The organism is Enterobacter sp. DN (genome assembly GCF_046054285.1).
GTDB lineage: Bacteria > Pseudomonadota > Gammaproteobacteria > Enterobacterales > Enterobacteriaceae > Enterobacter > Enterobacter hormaechei_C.
This window is the reverse complement of sequence record NZ_JBJJTG010000003.1, coordinates 84,320-100,029: the sequence shown is the minus strand read 5'-3', so window position 1 is coordinate 100,029 and position 15,710 is coordinate 84,320. Positions and strand designations below refer to the sequence as shown.

20 protein-coding genes are annotated in these 15,710 nt (G+C 54.6%); 13 read left to right on the top strand and 7 right to left on the bottom strand.

Annotation, left to right across the window (positions count from 1 at the left end):
• Position 1: 1 nt before the first annotated feature.
• The 5 genes from cheZ to fliE are packed head-to-tail and all read right to left on the bottom strand — an operon-like array spanning position 2 to position 3,276.
• Entirely contained in the window at positions 2-643 is a 642-nt protein-coding gene (gene cheZ / locus ACJTMZ_RS08955; protein ID WP_015571624.1) for a protein phosphatase CheZ, read from the bottom strand.
• Positions 644-648: 5 nt separating this feature from the next.
• Positions 649-1,035, bottom strand: coding sequence for a chemotaxis response regulator CheY (gene cheY / locus ACJTMZ_RS08950; protein WP_015571623.1), 387 nt, complete (start codon positions 1,033-1,035; stop codon positions 649-651).
• Positions 1,025-2,086, bottom strand: a complete 1,062-nt coding sequence (locus ACJTMZ_RS08945) for a chemotaxis response regulator protein-glutamate methylesterase (protein WP_017692814.1) — start codon at positions 2,084-2,086, stop codon at positions 1,025-1,027. Before ACJTMZ_RS08945 ends, cheY begins: the two co-directional genes overlap by 11 nt.
• The gene (locus ACJTMZ_RS08940) at positions 2,083-2,937 is read right to left on the bottom strand and encodes a CheR family methyltransferase (protein ID WP_015571622.1); all 855 of its coding nucleotides are present in this window, start codon (positions 2,935-2,937) and stop codon (positions 2,083-2,085) included. Before ACJTMZ_RS08940 ends, ACJTMZ_RS08945 begins: the two co-directional genes overlap by 4 nt.
• A gap of 15 nt (positions 2,938-2,952) precedes the next feature.
• Positions 2,953-3,276 (bottom strand): flagellar hook-basal body complex protein FliE, encoded by a 324-nt coding sequence (gene fliE, locus ACJTMZ_RS08935; protein WP_020480519.1) that lies wholly within the window; start codon positions 3,274-3,276, stop codon positions 2,953-2,955.
• A gap of 264 nt (positions 3,277-3,540) precedes the next feature.
• Between fliE and fliF the strand changes: the two genes are divergently transcribed.
• From fliF to fliR, 13 genes are all read left to right on the top strand, one after another.
• A complete protein-coding gene (gene fliF, locus ACJTMZ_RS08930) occupies positions 3,541-5,211 on the top strand; it encodes a flagellar basal-body MS-ring/collar protein FliF (RefSeq protein WP_045333244.1) in 1,671 nt (556 codons plus the stop codon).
• Positions 5,208-6,194 carry a flagellar motor switch protein FliG gene (gene fliG, locus ACJTMZ_RS08925; protein ID WP_015571619.1) on the top strand — a complete coding sequence of 329 codons (987 nt, stop codon included), beginning with the start codon at positions 5,208-5,210 and terminating at the stop codon, positions 6,192-6,194. The genes fliF and fliG overlap by 4 nt, the downstream gene beginning before the upstream one ends.
• Positions 6,181-6,885, top strand: coding sequence for a flagellar assembly protein FliH (locus ACJTMZ_RS08920; RefSeq protein WP_017692817.1), 705 nt, complete (start codon positions 6,181-6,183; stop codon positions 6,883-6,885). The genes fliG and ACJTMZ_RS08920 overlap by 14 nt, the downstream gene beginning before the upstream one ends.
• Positions 6,882-8,255: a flagellar protein export ATPase FliI gene (fliI, locus tag ACJTMZ_RS08915; protein ID WP_032654688.1), complete on the top strand. Its 1,374-nt coding sequence runs from the start codon at positions 6,882-6,884 to the stop codon at positions 8,253-8,255. The genes ACJTMZ_RS08920 and fliI overlap by 4 nt, the downstream gene beginning before the upstream one ends.
• A gap of 21 nt (positions 8,256-8,276) precedes the next feature.
• A complete protein-coding gene (gene fliJ, locus ACJTMZ_RS08910; RefSeq protein WP_015571617.1) occupies positions 8,277-8,708 on the top strand; it encodes a flagellar export protein FliJ in 432 nt (143 codons plus the stop codon).
• Positions 8,705-9,766 (top strand): flagellar hook-length control protein FliK, encoded by a 1,062-nt coding sequence (locus ACJTMZ_RS08905; RefSeq protein ID WP_015571616.1) that lies wholly within the window; start codon positions 8,705-8,707, stop codon positions 9,764-9,766. Before fliJ ends, ACJTMZ_RS08905 begins: the two co-directional genes overlap by 4 nt.
• 127 nt (positions 9,767-9,893) lie before the next feature.
• Positions 9,894-10,400 carry a flagellar basal body-associated protein FliL gene (gene fliL, locus ACJTMZ_RS08900; RefSeq protein WP_032669358.1) on the top strand — a complete coding sequence of 169 codons (507 nt, stop codon included), beginning with the start codon at positions 9,894-9,896 and terminating at the stop codon, positions 10,398-10,400.
• Positions 10,401-10,405: 5 nt separating this feature from the next.
• Positions 10,406-11,398: a flagellar motor switch protein FliM gene (gene fliM / locus ACJTMZ_RS08895; RefSeq protein WP_015571613.1), complete on the top strand. Its 993-nt coding sequence runs from the start codon at positions 10,406-10,408 to the stop codon at positions 11,396-11,398.
• Between the two features lie 7 nt (positions 11,399-11,405).
• The gene (gene fliN / locus ACJTMZ_RS08890) at positions 11,406-11,789 is read left to right on the top strand and encodes a flagellar motor switch protein FliN (RefSeq protein ID WP_015571612.1); all 384 of its coding nucleotides are present in this window, start codon (positions 11,406-11,408) and stop codon (positions 11,787-11,789) included.
• A complete protein-coding gene (gene fliO, locus ACJTMZ_RS08885) occupies positions 11,789-12,184 on the top strand; it encodes a flagellar biosynthetic protein FliO (RefSeq protein ID WP_015571611.1) in 396 nt (131 codons plus the stop codon). Before fliN ends, fliO begins: the two co-directional genes overlap by 1 nt.
• Entirely contained in the window at positions 12,181-12,924 is a 744-nt protein-coding gene (gene fliP / locus ACJTMZ_RS08880; protein WP_045340156.1) for a flagellar type III secretion system pore protein FliP, read from the top strand. The genes fliO and fliP overlap by 4 nt, the downstream gene beginning before the upstream one ends.
• A gap of 9 nt (positions 12,925-12,933) precedes the next feature.
• Positions 12,934-13,203 carry a flagellar biosynthesis protein FliQ gene (gene fliQ / locus ACJTMZ_RS08875; RefSeq protein WP_017692822.1) on the top strand — a complete coding sequence of 90 codons (270 nt, stop codon included), beginning with the start codon at positions 12,934-12,936 and terminating at the stop codon, positions 13,201-13,203.
• On the top strand, positions 13,203-13,982 hold the full coding sequence (gene fliR / locus ACJTMZ_RS08870) for a flagellar biosynthetic protein FliR (RefSeq protein ID WP_017692823.1): 780 nt from the start codon (positions 13,203-13,205) through the stop codon (positions 13,980-13,982). Before fliQ ends, fliR begins: the two co-directional genes overlap by 1 nt.
• 4 nt (positions 13,983-13,986) lie before the next feature.
• Here the strand turns inward: fliR and ACJTMZ_RS08865 are convergent, their stop codons facing one another.
• Together ACJTMZ_RS08865 and ACJTMZ_RS08860 are read right to left on the bottom strand one after the other, a co-directional pair.
• Positions 13,987-14,508, bottom strand: coding sequence for a hypothetical protein (locus ACJTMZ_RS08865; RefSeq protein ID WP_023295288.1), 522 nt, complete (start codon positions 14,506-14,508; stop codon positions 13,987-13,989).
• Positions 14,474-15,292: a winged helix-turn-helix domain-containing protein gene (locus ACJTMZ_RS08860; RefSeq protein WP_026094272.1), complete on the bottom strand. Its 819-nt coding sequence runs from the start codon at positions 15,290-15,292 to the stop codon at positions 14,474-14,476. The genes ACJTMZ_RS08865 and ACJTMZ_RS08860 overlap by 35 nt, the downstream gene beginning before the upstream one ends.
• Between the last annotated feature and the right edge of the window lie 418 nt (positions 15,293-15,710).

Here is a 15,710-nt window from a genome sequence, read left to right as displayed (position 1 = left end):
ATCAAAAGCCCAGCGACTCCAGCAGGTCATCCACCTGTTCCTGAGAGGCGACAATCCCGGCGACGCTGGTATCAATCTGCGGGCCGTTCTTGAGATGGGCGTCACCGCTCTGTTCGATACCCGCGTCACGTTCGCGCATGTTTTCAACCAGCACGCTGATCAGCTCGGTTTCGACGGTCTGAATCACCTGCATCAGGCTTTGCAGCACCTGGCCGGTGAGATCCTGGAAGTCTTGCGCCATCATTATTTCGGTGAGCTGTTGGTTGGTTTGCTGAGCGGTGGCCGGCACGTCCAGCAGAAAGGTACGTGTCTCTTTCACCAGTTCTCGCGCCTCGTCAAGCGGCTGTGGCTCTTCAAACCAGGCGTCCCACCGTTCAGTAAGCTTACCGGCATTTTCACCTAATCTTTCCTGGAGCGGTCGTGCCACCTCGACGGCCGTCAGCGCGCGATCGGCGGCCTGAGACGTTTTGCCAACAACGTAGTTGAGACGGTCACGCGTGTTGGGGAACGCGTCCGCGACTTCTTTAATGGCCTGCTCCAGGCCAAGATTTGCCATACTGTCGCGCAGCAGCCGGGTTAATTGACCGATACGCAAAAAGAGATCCTTTGGCGGTTCCGCGATCTCGCCAGGCTGAGTGGTCATAGTATTCACCCGAGTTTTTCAAAAATTTTGCCAAGCTTTTCTTCCAGCGTGGCGGCAGTAAACGGTTTAACGATGTAACCGTTGGCACCCGCCTGCGCGGCGGCGATAATGTTTTCGCGCTTTGCTTCCGCAGTAACCATCAGTACCGGCAGCTTTGACATCGCCGGGTCGAGGCGAATGGTTTTCAGCAGCTCAAGGCCATCAAGGTTGGGCATATTCCAGTCGCTCACAACGAAATCAAACTCACCGGCGCGCAGCTTGTTCAGCGCGTCCTGGCCATCTTCCGCCTCTTCAATATTTGAATAGCCCAGATCCTGAAGCAGGTTACGTACGATACGTCTCATGGTGGCAAAATCGTCCACCACCAAAAAACGCAGGTTTTTATCCGACATGTGTGTTCTCTCCTGAACGTCGTGGTTTATGGCTGAAACTTTCCAGCAGACGCTGGCTAATTTTATTGAGATCGACGATTTCTCGGGCAGCGCCAAGGGCAATCGCTTCGCGAGGCATACCGAACACCACGCAGCTCGCTTCGCTCTGAGCGAGGGTAAACGCGCCCGACTCCCGCAACGCCAGCAACCCACGTGCGCCGTCGGCTCCCATTCCGGTAAGGATGGCGGCGCTGGCATGTGCGCCCACCAGCTGTGCAACGGAGTTAAAGAGAACGTCTACAGACGGGCGATGACGGTTGACGGGGGGCGCGTCGGTCAGCCTGACGGCGTACCCTTTTCCGTGACGGACGATCTCCATATGCTTGTCGCCGGGGGCGATCAATGCCGTACCCGGAAGTACCGGATCGCCGTCATCCGCTTCATGCACCTTTATCTGGCAAAGTGAATCAAGACGCTGGGCGAAGGAGCGGGTAAATCCAGCAGGCATATGCTGGGCGATGACGATGCCGGGGACGCTGGCTGGCAGCGGCGTTAATACCTGGCGCAGCGCCTCCGTCCCGCCGGTCGAGGAGCCAATCGCCACAATGCTTTGCGGATCCACGGTAATGCCCCGCAGTATCGGCGAGGCCACTTCAGCCTGACGTCCCAGTTTTGCCTTCGCGGCAATGCGGATCTTCTCTGCGACCTGCACACCCCACAGTTCCAGATTTCCGGCGATACGCTGATCGGGTTTGGCCAGAAAATCGACGGCGCCGTGTTCCAGCGCGGCCATTGTCGCCTTCGAGCCTCGGGTGGTCATCGAGGAGATCATCACCACCGGCATTGGACGAAGGCGCATCAAACGGGAGAGAAACTCCAGCCCATCCATTTTCGGCATGTCGATATCCAGCGTCAGCACGTCGGGGTTCAACTGCTTAATCATCTCGCGTGCGATCAGCGGGTCTGGCGCGGTGCCGACCATCTCCATATCTGGCTGTTGATTGATCACTGCGCTCAGGATGTTGCGCATGAGCGCAGAATCATCAACTGTCAGCACCCGTATCCGTTTCACCGTAAGGCCTCCGTAAGTTCATACACCGACTGGCCGCGAAGCCTGAGTGGAATGTGCGGATGATTAAAATGTTCAGAGTGACCAACAAACAGCAGGCCGTCTGGCTTCAGCATGCGGGCAAAGCGCTCAAGCAGACGCTTCTGCGTCGGCGCATCGAAATAGATCATCACGTTGCGGCAAAAGATGGCGTCAAACGGTCCGGGCAGCGGCCAGCTGTTGTCCAGCAAGTTGAGCCGCTGATAGTGAATAGCGGCCAGCAGTTCTGGCTTTACCTTCACCCGATCGCTGTTCTCACCCGAGCCGCGCAAAAAATAGTGGCGTTTTTGCACCAGGGTCAGCGAGTGTAGGTCGGACATGCGGTATACCCCTGCCTCCGCTTTGGCCAGCACCTCGGTATCGATGTCAGAGGCCCAGACGCGTGGCCCTCCCGTCGCGCTCCCCAGAGTCTCGTCCAGCGTCATGGCGATGGAGCAAGGTTCTTCCCCGGTGGAAGCGGCGGTACACCAGACGCGGTAGCCGTTGGGCCGCTGACGGGCGTGTTCTGCGAGCACCGGGAAGTGGTAGGTTTCGCGAAAGAAAGAGGTCAGATTGGTTGTCAGCGCGTTGACAAAGTTCTGCCATTCCGGATGCTCGCTGTGGGATTCCAGAATGCTGATGTACTCAAGAAATGTGTCAATCCCCAGCGCCCGTAGCCGCCGTGATAAACGATTAAAAATCATCTCTCGTTTTTGTGCGTTGACTACAATCCCGGCGCGGCGATAGATCAGTTGCCCAATACGCTGTAATTCAGAATCGGATAACGTAAGCTTATTTGGCGATAAGCGCACGGGAATGTCTTTAAATTCACTCATAGACAGGGCGAGGCCTTATACCGGGGTATTCATGATTTCCTGGTAGGCACTGAGCATTTTATTGCGCGCTTGCACACCGAAGCTAAAAGAAATTGAGGACTTCTGCATTGCCAGCATTACGTCATTTAATCCAATATCGCTACTGCCAGACATCCACTGCTGCGTCATTTCTTTCGCGTTAACCTGAGTTTCATTAATTTCATTGATACTGTTGAATAAAATGTCAGAGAACGACGGCGTGTTTTTCAGCGCGGCAGGCTGGTTTCGGCTCATGCCGGCTATTTGCTGTGACTGAGTGTTAATTTGATCGAGTACGCCACGCATTAAAGTTGCTGACATTGTTGACTTCCTGAATTAATAAGGGAAAAGCACACATTTATTACATATCTTTTAAACGTTGATAGTTTAACACGTAGGCAAAATGGCCATAAAATCCAATAAGCGAACATTACTTTAAGCTTATTTATCCTTAAAAAATCGGCCTTTCAGACGATAATGCCCGCCTGAAAATTTCTCTTAATTTGAAATCGTCGTTATCAGCCCTGCGATATCACAGGCGCTGACGCGCATTATTGTGCGTGCTATTTCTTACAGGATCACGGCATGAGTGCCACATTAAATGATTTAACGAATAATCCGGCTGACCGAATTAAATCGGCTCTGTCATGGCTTCGCGCCAGCCCGAAGCTATCGCTGGTCATTTGCGCCGCGGCTGCCGTATCGGTATTAATTGCGCTTATGTTCTGGGCAAAAGAGCCAGGCTATCGCGTGTTGTTTAGCAATATCAGTGATGAAGACGGTGGGGCCATTGTTGCCCAGCTGTCGCAGATGAATGTCCCTTACCGCATCGACGCGCCGGGTGGCGCTATTCTGGTTCCTGAAGGGCAGGTCCATGAAGTGCGTATGAAGCTGGCCCAACAGGGGTTGCCAAAAGGCGGCTCCGTAGGGTTTGAACTGCTGGATAAGGAAAAGTTTGGTATTAGCCAGTTTAGCGAACAGGTTAATTATCAGCGGGCGCTTGAGGGAGAGCTGGCGCGTACTATTGAAAACCTGGGGCCGATCAGATCGGCGCGCGTTCATCTTGCCACACCCAAGCAGACGATGTTTGTGCGTGAGCAAAAACAGCCAACGGCTTCCGTTACCGTCAACCTGATTCAGGGGCGTACCCTGGATGAAGGACAGGTCATTGCCATTACCCATCTGATTTCCAGCGCCGTGACGGGGCTGACGGCAGAAAATGTCACTATCGTCGATCAGCGGGGTGAGCTGCTCACCCAAAGTGGTTTGCGCGGCCTGCAAACGTCACAGCTGAAGTACACCAGTGAGATCGAAAGTGATTACCAGCAGCGCATCCAGCGAATCCTGGCGCCGCTGGTGGGCAGCAAAAATATTCGCGCCCAGGTCACGGCGCAGATTGATTTTACCCAGCAGGAGCAGACGCAGGAGCAGTATCAGCCCAACGCCGATCCGCAAAAAATGGTGATTCGAAGCCGCCAGACGAGCCAGTCCGAGCAGGGTAATGGACGCGGCAATGGCGGCGTACCGGGCGCGCTGACGAATCAGCCGCCAGCGCCTGCCACTGCGCCACTTACGCAGCCGCTTGACAAGCCTGCCGCTCAAACCAGTACCGCTGGTACCGGAAATGACCGCTCACAGCCCTACAACAATCACAACGATGAGACCACCAATTTTGAGGTCGATCGCACGCTAACCCACATTAAAAATGCCATGGGGCGCATCGATCGTCTTTCAGTCGCGGTGGTGATAAACCATCTGCCGCAAGGCGCGGAGGGCAAGCCGGGTCCGCTGAGTGAGGCTGAACTGAACCGTATTAATGCTCTGGTTAAAGAGGCTGTCGGCTATACGGCCTCACGCGGCGATAGCGTCAATATTTTGAACTCGCCGTTTAACGGGGTTGAGGAAGAGGAACTCCCGCCATTCTGGAAACAGGATAAGTTTTATCAGTTGATGATGGCGATTGCGCGTTATCTGGTTATTGCGATTATCGCCTGGGTTATGTGGCGTAAGCTTGTTCATCCGGCCTGGATCCGCCATCAGGAAACCAGCCTGCGCCGCATGGAAATGGAAAAAGAGGCGCGTCAGGAAGAGCTGGCCGCCCGCAAGAAAGCGTCCGAAAAGGATGCGCGTGACCGCGCTCAGCAGCGTGTGGATACGGAACTTAACAGTCAGCAGCTGCGCGAACTGGCGGAACAAGAGCCGCGGGTTATTGCGCTGGTTATTCGTCAGTGGATGAATCAGGAGCTCAAATCATGAATGCCGCAGAGAAAAGCGCCATCGTTATGTTGACGCTGGGCGATGTCCTGGCCGCCGAAGTCTTTAAGCACCTAAACGCGCATGAGGTGAAGACCATCAGCAGTTCTATGGTCAACATGGCGGGGTTTACCCACGATCAAATGGCCTCCGTGCTGCGCGACTTTAAAAATGACTCAAGCGAGTATGCCGCGCTGAGCCTTAACACGAACGAGTATCTGCGCAGCGTGCTGGTCAAGGCGCTGGGTGAAGAGCGTGCGTCAACGCTGCTTGAGGATTTGCTGGATACCCACCAGGGTGGAAACGGGATCGAAACGCTCAACTTTATGGATCCGCTGGCGGTATTCGATCTGATTCGTGAAGAACACCCGCAAATTATCGCCACGATCCTGGTCCACTTAAAGCGTAACCAGGCGGCGGACGTCCTGAGCAAATTCGACGATCGTGAACGTAACGACATTATGCTGCGTATCGCCACCTTCGGCGGGGTTCAGCCCGCCGCGTTGCAGGAACTGACGGAGGTACTCAACGGCCTGCTCCACGGTCAGAATCTTAAGCGCAGCAAAATGGGTGGGGTGCGCCCGGCTGCGGAGATTTTAAACCTGATGAAATCCCAGCAGGAAGAGGCCGCCATTGAGGCGGTTCGCGATTTCGACAGTGAGCTGGCACAGAAAATTATCGACGAAATGTTCTTGTTCGAAAACCTGGTGGATGTCGAGGATCGCAGCATCCAGCGTCTGTTGCAGGAGGTGGAAAGTGAAACCCTTATCATCGCCCTCAAAGGAGCAGACGAAGCGCTGCGGGCCAAGTTCTTCCGTAACATGTCGCGCCGTCAGTCGGATCTGATGACCGAAGATCTGGCATCGCGCGGTCCGGTACGTTTGTCACAGGTGGAAGCCGAGCAGAAGACTATTCTGAACATCGTTCGTCGCCTTGCGGAGACAGGGGAAATCATCATTGGAGGCAGCGACGATGCCTACGTTTGATGCCAATAGCGCCGCTCAGTGGCGCAGCTGGCAGCCTGAGGATCTGTTAAACGAAACGGTTGAAGTACCGTTGCAGACGCAGGATACCGGCCATTCTGACGCGCAGTTTAAGGCCGAGCTGGCACGCCTGCGTAAGCAGGCTGAGCAGCAGGGTATTGCTCAGGGATTGGCGCAAGGCAAAGAGGAAGGTCGTCGCGAAGGCTATGAGGCCGGGCTGAAGGAGGGGCGTGAGGCGGGTCTGGCGCAGGGGCTGGAACAGGCTCGTGACGAACGGCAGGCTTTACTGCTCCAGGCTGGAGAATGGGTGACGCAGTGCAAGCTTGCGCTTTCGAATCTCGATAGCCTTATTCCCGGACGTCTGGTTCAGCTGGCGCTGACGGCGGTACAGCAGCTGTACGGCACCCTGAGCGTGGCGGATAACCATGCTCTGCTTGCGCAGATCCGCCAGTTAATGAAGCAGGATACCCTGCTCAACGGCCCGACAGAACTGCATGTGAACCCGCAGGATCTGCCCATGGTCTCCCAGGCGATCGGTGAGACGCTCTCCTCAATGGGGTGGTCCTTACAAAGCGATCCCCAATTGGCCGCAGGGGGATGTCGTGTTGTCACGCCGGACGTGGAGTATGACGCCACCATGGAAACGCGCTGGCAGTCTCTCTGTCAGCTCGCCCGAGAGGAATTGTCCCAATGAGCCAGCAGTTAAAAAACTGGCTCTCGGTCATGGATCGGGTGGAAGAGAAGCTCGGAGAGCTCCCGCGCTTTCGTCAGTACGGCAAGCTGACGCGTGCTACCGGGCTGGTGATGGAGGCCGTTGGCCTGAAGCTGCCGATAGGCGCGTTGTGCATTGTTGAACGTCAGACCGGGCAGGCTATTTTACCGGTCGAGTGTGAGGTGGTCGGGTTTAACGGTCAGACGCTCTATCTTATGCCGCTTGAACATGTTGACGGTATTCTTCCCGGCGCGCGCGTGTACGCGCCAGAGGCCGATAAGGGAGCGGGTAAACAGCTGCCGGTGGGGTTACACCTGCTGGGGCGCGTGCTTGACGCTCAGGGCCGCCCCCTGGATGGTCGTCCACCGGCGGGAAAACCCGTAGCCGGCCTGTTTACCCCCTCGTTTAACCCGCTTCACCGCGATCCCATCAAGTCCGTGCTCGATGTGGGCGTGAGGGCAATAAATGGCCTGCTGACGGTTGGCAGGGGACAGCGTATGGGCCTTTTTGCCGGCTCGGGCGTCGGTAAGTCGGTGCTGCTCGGCATGATGGCCCGTTTCACCACCGCCGACGTCATCGTCGTCGGGCTGATTGGCGAGCGCGGACGTGAAGTAAAAGATTTTATCGAGAACATTCTTGGCGAAGAGGGGCTCTCACGCGCGGTCGTGATCGCCGCACCTGCTGACGTCTCACCGATCCTGCGTATGCAGGGTGCGGTTTACGCCACCCGAATTGCTGAGGATTACCGCGATCGTGGGATGAATGTCCTGCTGATAATGGACTCTCTTACGCGCTATGCCATGGCGCAGCGTGAAGTGGCGCTGGCTATCGGTGAACCGCCGGCAACGAAAGGTTATCCACCGTCCGTCTTCGCGCGTCTGCCCGCACTGGTAGAGCGTGCGGGTAACGGTATGCGCGGCGGCGGATCGATAACCGCCTTTTATACGGTTCTGACCGAAGGGGACGATCAGCAGGATCCGATCGCCGATTCGGCGCGCGCGATCCTCGATGGCCATATCGTGCTTTCTCGTCGCCTGGCTGAGGCGGGCCATTATCCTGCTATTGATATTGAAGCCTCTATTAGCCGCGCGATGACGGAGCTAATTCCGCATGTCCAGTACCGCAAGGTTCAGCGTTTTAAGCAGCTGTTGTCGACCTACCAGCGTAACCGGGATCTGGTCAGCGTAGGCGCTTACGTGAAGGGCAGCGATCCGCTGCTCGACAGAGCGATAGACCAGTATCCTGCGCTGGAAGCCTTCCTGCATCAGGCAATACACGAGCGGAGCGGTTATGACGAGGCTATTGCCGCACTGAGCCAACTTTTCCCTGACATCGATGAACAGGCGGGATAAAACGTGAAAGTGAATAATCCAATGGTCATGCTGCGTGATATGGCTCAGGAAAAGCTTACGGAGACCACTCGCGCCCTCGGCAGCGTCCAGCAGACGCTTATGGCAGCCGTGGCCCAGCATGAACAGCTTCAGCACTATGAGCGCGAGTATCAGCAATCTTTGCGTCAGGGCCTGCTGGGCAGCGGTATGTCGATGGCGGATCTGGTTAATCAACAGTCTTTCATTTTGTCACTTAACCAGGTGGTGAAGCAGCACGAATCACATGTTTCCACCTGCGAACAAGCCGTGGATCGGGTCAAAGAGAAGTGGCTACAGAAAAAGCAGCGCCTTAATGCGTTTGAGACGCTCATCGATCGCCGCGAAGCGGCACTGGCTATGGCACAGAGCCGCCAGGAGCAAAAAATGATGGACGAATTCGCCCAGCGTGCCGGACAGAAAAGAGAAAGGCTATGAATATTGATATTACGGCTCTGCTGTCCGGCGGAGCGCCGACGAGAGCAGGCAAAGGAAAACTCATCGGCGAGGATTTTGCTCTCACGCTCGACGACAGGTTGGCGCAGATGGGACTGTTGTTACCTGGGCTGGACGTTCCGGCGCAGCTGTTGAGTCATGAAGGATACCCTCTTCCGCAGCCGGTTTTGCCGCCGGTAGCTGAGCCGGGGGAGAGTGACGACACGCTGGCGGAGGTCAGAATCAGCGCCTCTCCCGGTGATGAAAGCCCGCAATGGCAGCTTCAGCAGATAGTCACCCGCCAGGCGAGGGGCGCTACAGAGGCTTCGACCCTTGCTGATGCGACTCTGCCACGTGAAGAGGTAGCTGGCGAAAAGGCGCCTTTAACGATCCCTGTTGACGATATTAAGCTGAAGCCCGCCCGACGCGAAGATACCCCTCTCCAGATGCAGGCACAGGCGTTAGGGGGGAAAGCCCCGGACGCCAGCGCCGTGATGCCAGGCTTAACGGCTCATCAGGGAGACGCATCGCAGCACGCTACGTGCGATCCCACGGTTCAGAGCGTCGTGATGGAGCCATCAACGGCGCGACTGGTCAGTCAGCCTGTCTCACAGCAGGTGGTCAACGTCCGTTATCCGCTGGAGTCGCCCGAATGGAAACAGTCGGTGAGCCAACATATTGCCCTGTTCAGCCGCGACAATTTGCACAATGCGGAGATCCGCCTGCATCCTCAGGAGCTGGGCTCATTGCATATCTCTTTGCGCGTGCAGCAGGACCAGGCGCAGATCCATATCGTCAGCGAACATGCCCAGGTGCGGCAGATGATGGAGACTGCTCTACCGCACCTGCGGGCGGCTTTAGCGGAAACCGGGCTTCAGTTGGGCCAAGCGAGCGTGAGCCCCGATCGACCACATACTGGCGGTGGCGAGCAGGGACGTCATCCTTCCGGAGAGCAGCATACCGCTCAAGGTGCAGATAACGTGTTCGTGGACGAAGACGCTGTGGCGGAATTATTAACATCGACGCAAGGAAATATATACGGCATTAACACTTTTGCCTGAATTGCTGAATTGCCGACAGGAATGAAATTTTATCTCCTGATTATTCTGCTGATTAAATGGACTACAATGTCCGCCGTATTTATCGAGGGGCAGGTTGCTGCCTCTCTTATTTTATTGGGTTTACGTAATGGGTAACAAAAATAAAAATGCTGCGGCTCGCGGAGGGTCGCGCTCGCTTCTGTTAATACTAATGTTTCTGATTGCCCTCGCAGCCTGCGGTTTTTCAGGCTATCTGTTCTGGTCGATGAAATATGCACACGTGCAGACGGACAACAATTCGAGAAGTGAGCACGAAGCCCCGGCGGTACAGCAAGTTGAACCGTTATACGTGTCGATGAATACCTTTACCGTTAGCCTGACCCCGACACAGCACGAGTCGGATCGCGTGCTCTACATTGGTCTGTCCGTACGACTTGGCGATACGTCGTCCGTACAGGTGCTTGAGAAATTCCTGCCGGAATATCGCAGCCGATTGTTTATGCTGCTTTCTCAGCAAACGTATGAAACGCTCTCAACGGATGAAGGTAAACGCCAGCTGATTAGCAACATCAATAATGAGCTTAAAAAACCGCTGGCGTTCAACAAAAAGATTAACGTCACTGACGTTTTGATTAATGAATTTATTCTGCGGTAAACACAATGGCTGATAGTTTTTTATCACAGGATGAGATCGATCGCCTGCTCAATGCTGATACGGAGAGTCCCGATGACCTCCATGGAAGCATGGGAGATGCGGGGATAAAACCTTACGATCCAAATACTCAGCGACGCGTGATTCGCGAGCGGCTTCATTCTCTGGAAATTATTAACGAACGCTTTGCCCGTCAGTTCAGGATGGGGCTATTTAACCTGCTGCGCCGCAGTTCAGATATTACGGCGGGAAATATCAAGATCCAGCCGTATCATGAGTTTGCCCGCAATTTACCGGTGCCAACTAACCTGAACCTGCTGCACCTTAATCCCCTGCGTGGGACCGCGCTGATGGCATTCTCCTCCGGTCTGGTATTTATGGCCGTGGATAACCTGTTCGGCGGAGACGGGCGTTTCCCGACGAAGGCAGACGGGCGGGAATTTACCCCGACCGAGCAGCGGGTGATCCACCGTATGCTGACAATGGCACGCGAGGCGTATGAGTTTGCCTGGGGCTCTATTTATAAAATTAAGACGGAATACATCCGTTCAGAGATACAGGTGAAATTTACCAATATTACCTCTTCACCAAACGATGTTGTTGTCACCACGCCTTTCTCCGTGGAAATCGGCTCGCATCGCGGGGAGTTCAATATTTGTATTCCCTTCAGCACGATAGAGCCTCTGCGTGAACTGTTAAGCAATCCGCCAATGGATAATTCGCGCCATGAGGATTCTGAGTGGCGCAGCATGCTGGCAAGCCAGATGCGTGAAACCGAGCTGGAGCTGGTGGCGCAATTTGCCGACATCAACACGCGGTTGTCAAACGTCATGAAGATGAAAAAAGGCGACATTATCCCACTGGATAAGCAGGAGTTTATAGAAGCGAACGTCGGCAGCGTGCCGGTATTTACCGCGAAATATGGCTCTGTAAATAATCAATATGCTCTGAAGGTCGATCGGATGAATCAGCCAGCATTAAAATCTTTCAATAAGGAGTGATTTCCCCATGAGCGACATGAATAACTCGTCGGGATCTGAAGATAAGTCTATGGACAATCTTTGGGGTGAGGCGCTGAACGAGCAGAACGCTGCGGGAAGTACAGAGCAAACGGCGGTTCCTCAGTTTTCTGAAGAGATGAACCTGATTCTGGATATCCCTGTCAAAATGACCGTTGAGCTGGGCCGCACAAAAATGACTATCAAGGAGCTGCTGCGCTTAAGCCAGGGCTCGGTGGTTTCGCTTGACGGTCTGGCGGGTGAGCCGCTTGATATTCTGATCAATGGTTACCTTATTGCCCAGGGCGAAGTGGTGGTCGTGTCCGATAAATTCGGGATTCGTATTACCGATATCATTACCCCATCCGAGCGAATGCATCGCCTGAGCCGCTAATGAACGCAGTACAACCTCCTTTTGCCGCAGGGAGCACGAACGTGCTCTCTGGCGGGGCAATCGCGCTATCGGTTATCGGTACGCTCATGCTCATTATTATGCTGATGGTACTGCTGGCGTGGATCGCTCGCCGCAGCGGGTTGGCGCGTTGCACCCGCGAAAGCCAGGCTGCGGTATCGCTGGTGGCAAGTAAACCTCTCGGCTCGCGCGAACGGCTGGTGGTGGTTGACGTGGGCGAACAGCGTCTGGTGCTGGGTGTTACCCCAACCCACATTAGCTGTCTTACCGTACAGGTTAGGCCAGAGGTGCCTGAGCAGGCGACTCCTTCAGCGGCTTTCCCCGCCATGCTGGATAACTTTCTTCATAAATACCGTTCGGGTGGTGAGCAAAAATGAACCGTCTGTTGATTGCCCGTGCTGCGACGGGGGTTGGTCTGCTGCTGCCCGTCGCCTCTGCGCTCGCCGCTAACGGCGACATTATGCTGGCCAGTTCGCCGGGGAGCGCTGGCTGGACGCTACCCATCCAGACGCTATTGTTGCTCAGTGGATTCACGTTCATCCCTGCGGTACTGCTGATGATGACTGGCTTTACGCGTATCGTTATCGTGCTGGGATTGATGCGCAACGCGCTTGGTACGCCGACCGCACCGCCAAATCAGGTATTAGTGGGACTGGCCCTGTTTTTGACCTTTTTTGTGATGTCGCCAGTGCTCAACCAGATCTATGAACAGGCATGGCAGCCGTTGCAGGCCAATAAAATCACCATGGAAACGGCCCTGAAGGAAGGCGTAAAACCGCTGCGGGCCTTTATGCTTGAGCAGACGCGTGAAGCCGATCTGGCGATGTTTGCCCGCATTGCTAAAACGCCGACCCTTACCGGCCCGGAGGACGTGCCGTTGAGTATTCTGGTGCCTTCCTTCGTCACCAGCGAGCTGAAAACCGCCTTCCAGATTGGTTTTACCATCTTTATTCCGTTTTTGATTATTGATTTGGTGGTGGCCAGCATTCTGATGGCGCTGGGGATGATGATGGTTCCGCCAGCGACAATAGCGCTGCCTTTTAAGCTGATGCTGTTCGTACTCGTGGATGGCTGGCAGCTGCTGGTCGGTTCGCTTGCACAAAGCTTTTACTCATAGGAGCCTGATATGACCCCCGAAAGCGTCATGGTATTGGGCATGGAAGCTATCAAGGTTGGGCTAATGATTGCGGGGCCGCTGTTGCTGGTCGCGCTGGCAACCGGTCTGATTATCAGTATTCTTCAGGCCGCGACGCAGGTGAACGAAATGACCATGACCTTTATCCCTAAAATCCTGATGATCGTGGGTGTCGGCGTACTGCTCGGTCCGTGGATGATGAAAATCTTTATTGAATACACGCGCATGTTGTTCGCCAGCATTCCTTACGCCATCGGCTAATGATTTTTAATCTTCCCCTTGAGCAGCTTTACGCCCTGATAAGCCATTACTTTTTGGTCATGGTGCGTATCTCGGCGCTTCTGCATGTTGCGCCAGTATTTAGCGAAAAAGCGATAAGCGCCCGCCTGCGTGCGGCATTGGCCTTAACCCTCGCGCTGCTGCTGGGCGGGCTGGTTTCTGACGCGGATATAGGACTTTACTCCTGGGCGGGCGTCTGGACGATGGCTAAGCAGGTGCTCATCGGCGCCGCGATGGGGCTGACGATGCAACTGCTGTTTGCCGCCGTTCGCCTGGCGGGCGAGATCATTGGGATGCAGATGGGACTCTCGTTTGCCACCTTCTTCGACCCGGGCAGCGGTAACAGCCCGGTGATCGCTCGCCTGCTAAACATGCTGGCGATGCTGCTCTTTCTGGTGTTTAACGGCCATCTGTGGTTGCTTTCGCTGCTTGCAGAGACATTCGAGGCTCTCCCCATTAACTCAGAACCGCTGCATGCTGGGGGGATGTTTTACCTCGTTAATCATGCCGGACTCATCTTCAGTCAGGGACTGATCCTGGGCCTCCCGGTGATAGCCCTGCTGCTGAGCATAAACATGGTGCTTGCGCTGCTAAACCGACTTACCCCGCAGCTCTCGATCTTTGTAGTAGGGTTCCCGCTCACGCTGACCTTTGGCATGCTGGCACTGTTGCTCATCGACGAAACGCTGGCTCCATTTTTTGAACGTCTTATGAGCCACGGCTTCGAGATCCTGAGCGGGTTACTACAGGCGCTGGTTTGAGGGCTTAATTCGTGCAGGCTATCCGTACTACCGTCTCCGTTCCCGATGCCAGGATGCTGTTTTCCAGCAAATAGAGGGAACTGGTGGAGGTATCGCCGCTCTTAAGCTGCGGAAAAATATAATCCGTCACCTCTTTTTCGTTGCTTTGATCGCCCAGTCGACGGGCGTGGCTAAGCATCGTCAGATGCAGCAGGTTGCCGGAGAAGGACATGGTATAATTCACGCTGCGCTGCACGGGTGAAGCTTGCCCTACGCGTTTTCCGTCCTGAAAATGGCGGATATTACCGATATAGGTCGTGTGTCCCTCATGAAGTCCATCGCGGTATGAGCGATAAATTCCTCGCGCCAGCGTCACGTTGTTTTCGTCCTTGATAGTGTAAAACGAGGCTGGGGCAAAGCACGTCTGTCTCAGTGGCGACGTGGCGATCGTGTACCCGATTGTTAACGCTAAACCTGTCATCAGACCGCCAGCAAAGAGGATCTGCGGGCGTTTAATAAAGATGAAAATAGAACGATTCACAGTCATTCTTTTGCTCCTGAATGGGTTTTTGGCAGGCAATAACTGCCTGATATTTATCTATCTTTCCCGTGCCGGTAGTGATGTATAAAATTTTACCCGGTCTGTAATGGACGCGTCTTTCCAGCACATATTCGCTATAGGTGTGCAGCGTTGCCTGGATAAGTTCTGTTTGGCTTATTCGGTTTTTTTGCACCATCACGATATGGCCGGGGGGAATCCCTTCTCCCTGCCAGAGGATAAACTCGATACTCTGCGGGCTGGGGACAAACGCATTTTTGACGGACAAGGCAATAAGAATACCGATCAGCATGCCGCAGACCGCGAACGCAGCGCTTCGCAAAAGCCTTTTTCGACGCGGTGCTGGCGTAGCGGAGGGGGGAGAAGGCGTAGCCTCCACCGGCATTTCAGGCGGCTGTGGTGGGGGGAGGATCTCAACGCTTTCAGCCGAGGGTTCCGGCGGGCTCTCTTCACGAATAATCAGGCGATAGCCGCTTCGCGTTACGGCAACCAGCGCAATAGCATCCTGCATCTCTAGCGAGGCCAGCGCTCGTCGAAGCTTGTTCACCATAACGCGCACGCTATTATCCGTGACCTCAACGCCAGCGCTACGCCAGCCGATATCCATTAACTGTTCCTGAGACAAAATTTGTCCCTGCGCTTCCACCAGGGCGGCAAGGCAGAGGCAGGCGCTGGCAGGCAGCGTCACGCACTCGCCGTCGCGCGTTCGTGTTAGTAACCTCGTGTGTAAATCCAGCGTCACTAACGATCCAATCGCAATGTAATTGACCATAATATCTTGATACTTCGTAATGAAAGATAAGGTGAATTGAATGGGTATTTATGTTAATTGGGTAAAGTCTTTTCGTTAACAATGCGCAACAATTTCGGGCTACCTAAGGCTTATATCGCAACTATTCGCGGATCGCTAAAGGTAAATTTCAACGATATTAATGTTATTAATGCCGATGTTAAAAATGGCCAGGCCTCGGTTGGCGTATTTGTGTGATAAATAAAGTAAATGCCCTCCCATTTTGATGCGCATGCGGTGATTCCTCTCGCTGAACCTGGCGGCACGATAGCAGTGGGGTGACGCTTATATTCCTATTTTTCTGAGGCTTAGTACGTGAAGGGCAATGACTGACGGGCATTTGCTGACTGCTCAAGTTAGATAAGCTAAACGCTTAAAAATGTATAAGTAACAGGAGGGA

Bases quoted from the DNA above. Each gene is read 5' to 3' on its own strand.
- ACJTMZ_RS08940 (WP_015571622.1), bottom strand. From the start codon at position 2,937: ATGAGTGAATTTAAAGACATTCCCGTGCGCTTATCGCCAAATAAGCTT.
- fliO (WP_015571611.1), top strand. From the start codon at position 11,789: ATGAACGCAGTACAACCTCCTTTTGCCGCAGGGAGCACGAACGTGCTC.
- fliF (WP_045333244.1), top strand. From the start codon at position 3,541: ATGAGTGCCACATTAAATGATTTAACGAATAATCCGGCTGACCGAATT.
- fliJ (WP_015571617.1), top strand. From the start codon at position 8,277: ATGGTCATGCTGCGTGATATGGCTCAGGAAAAGCTTACGGAGACCACT.
- fliN (WP_015571612.1), top strand. From the start codon at position 11,406: ATGAGCGACATGAATAACTCGTCGGGATCTGAAGATAAGTCTATGGAC.
- fliR (WP_017692823.1), top strand. From the start codon at position 13,203: ATGATTTTTAATCTTCCCCTTGAGCAGCTTTACGCCCTGATAAGCCAT.
- cheZ (WP_015571624.1), bottom strand. From the start codon at position 643: ATGACCACTCAGCCTGGCGAGATCGCGGAACCGCCAAAGGATCTCTTT.
- ACJTMZ_RS08865 (WP_023295288.1), bottom strand. From the start codon at position 14,508: ATGACTGTGAATCGTTCTATTTTCATCTTTATTAAACGCCCGCAGATC.
- ACJTMZ_RS08860 (WP_026094272.1), bottom strand. From the start codon at position 15,292: ATGGTCAATTACATTGCGATTGGATCGTTAGTGACGCTGGATTTACAC.
- fliE (WP_020480519.1), bottom strand. From the start codon at position 3,276: ATGTCAGCAACTTTAATGCGTGGCGTACTCGATCAAATTAACACTCAG.
- ACJTMZ_RS08905 (WP_015571616.1), top strand. From the start codon at position 8,705: ATGAATATTGATATTACGGCTCTGCTGTCCGGCGGAGCGCCGACGAGA.
- fliI (WP_032654688.1), top strand. From the start codon at position 6,882: ATGAGCCAGCAGTTAAAAAACTGGCTCTCGGTCATGGATCGGGTGGAA.
- fliP (WP_045340156.1), top strand. From the start codon at position 12,181: ATGAACCGTCTGTTGATTGCCCGTGCTGCGACGGGGGTTGGTCTGCTG.
- fliG (WP_015571619.1), top strand. From the start codon at position 5,208: ATGAATGCCGCAGAGAAAAGCGCCATCGTTATGTTGACGCTGGGCGAT.
- ACJTMZ_RS08920 (WP_017692817.1), top strand. From the start codon at position 6,181: ATGCCTACGTTTGATGCCAATAGCGCCGCTCAGTGGCGCAGCTGGCAG.
- fliQ (WP_017692822.1), top strand. From the start codon at position 12,934: ATGACCCCCGAAAGCGTCATGGTATTGGGCATGGAAGCTATCAAGGTT.
- fliM (WP_015571613.1), top strand. From the start codon at position 10,406: ATGGCTGATAGTTTTTTATCACAGGATGAGATCGATCGCCTGCTCAAT.
- fliL (WP_032669358.1), top strand. From the start codon at position 9,894: ATGGGTAACAAAAATAAAAATGCTGCGGCTCGCGGAGGGTCGCGCTCG.
- cheY (WP_015571623.1), bottom strand. From the start codon at position 1,035: ATGTCGGATAAAAACCTGCGTTTTTTGGTGGTGGACGATTTTGCCACC.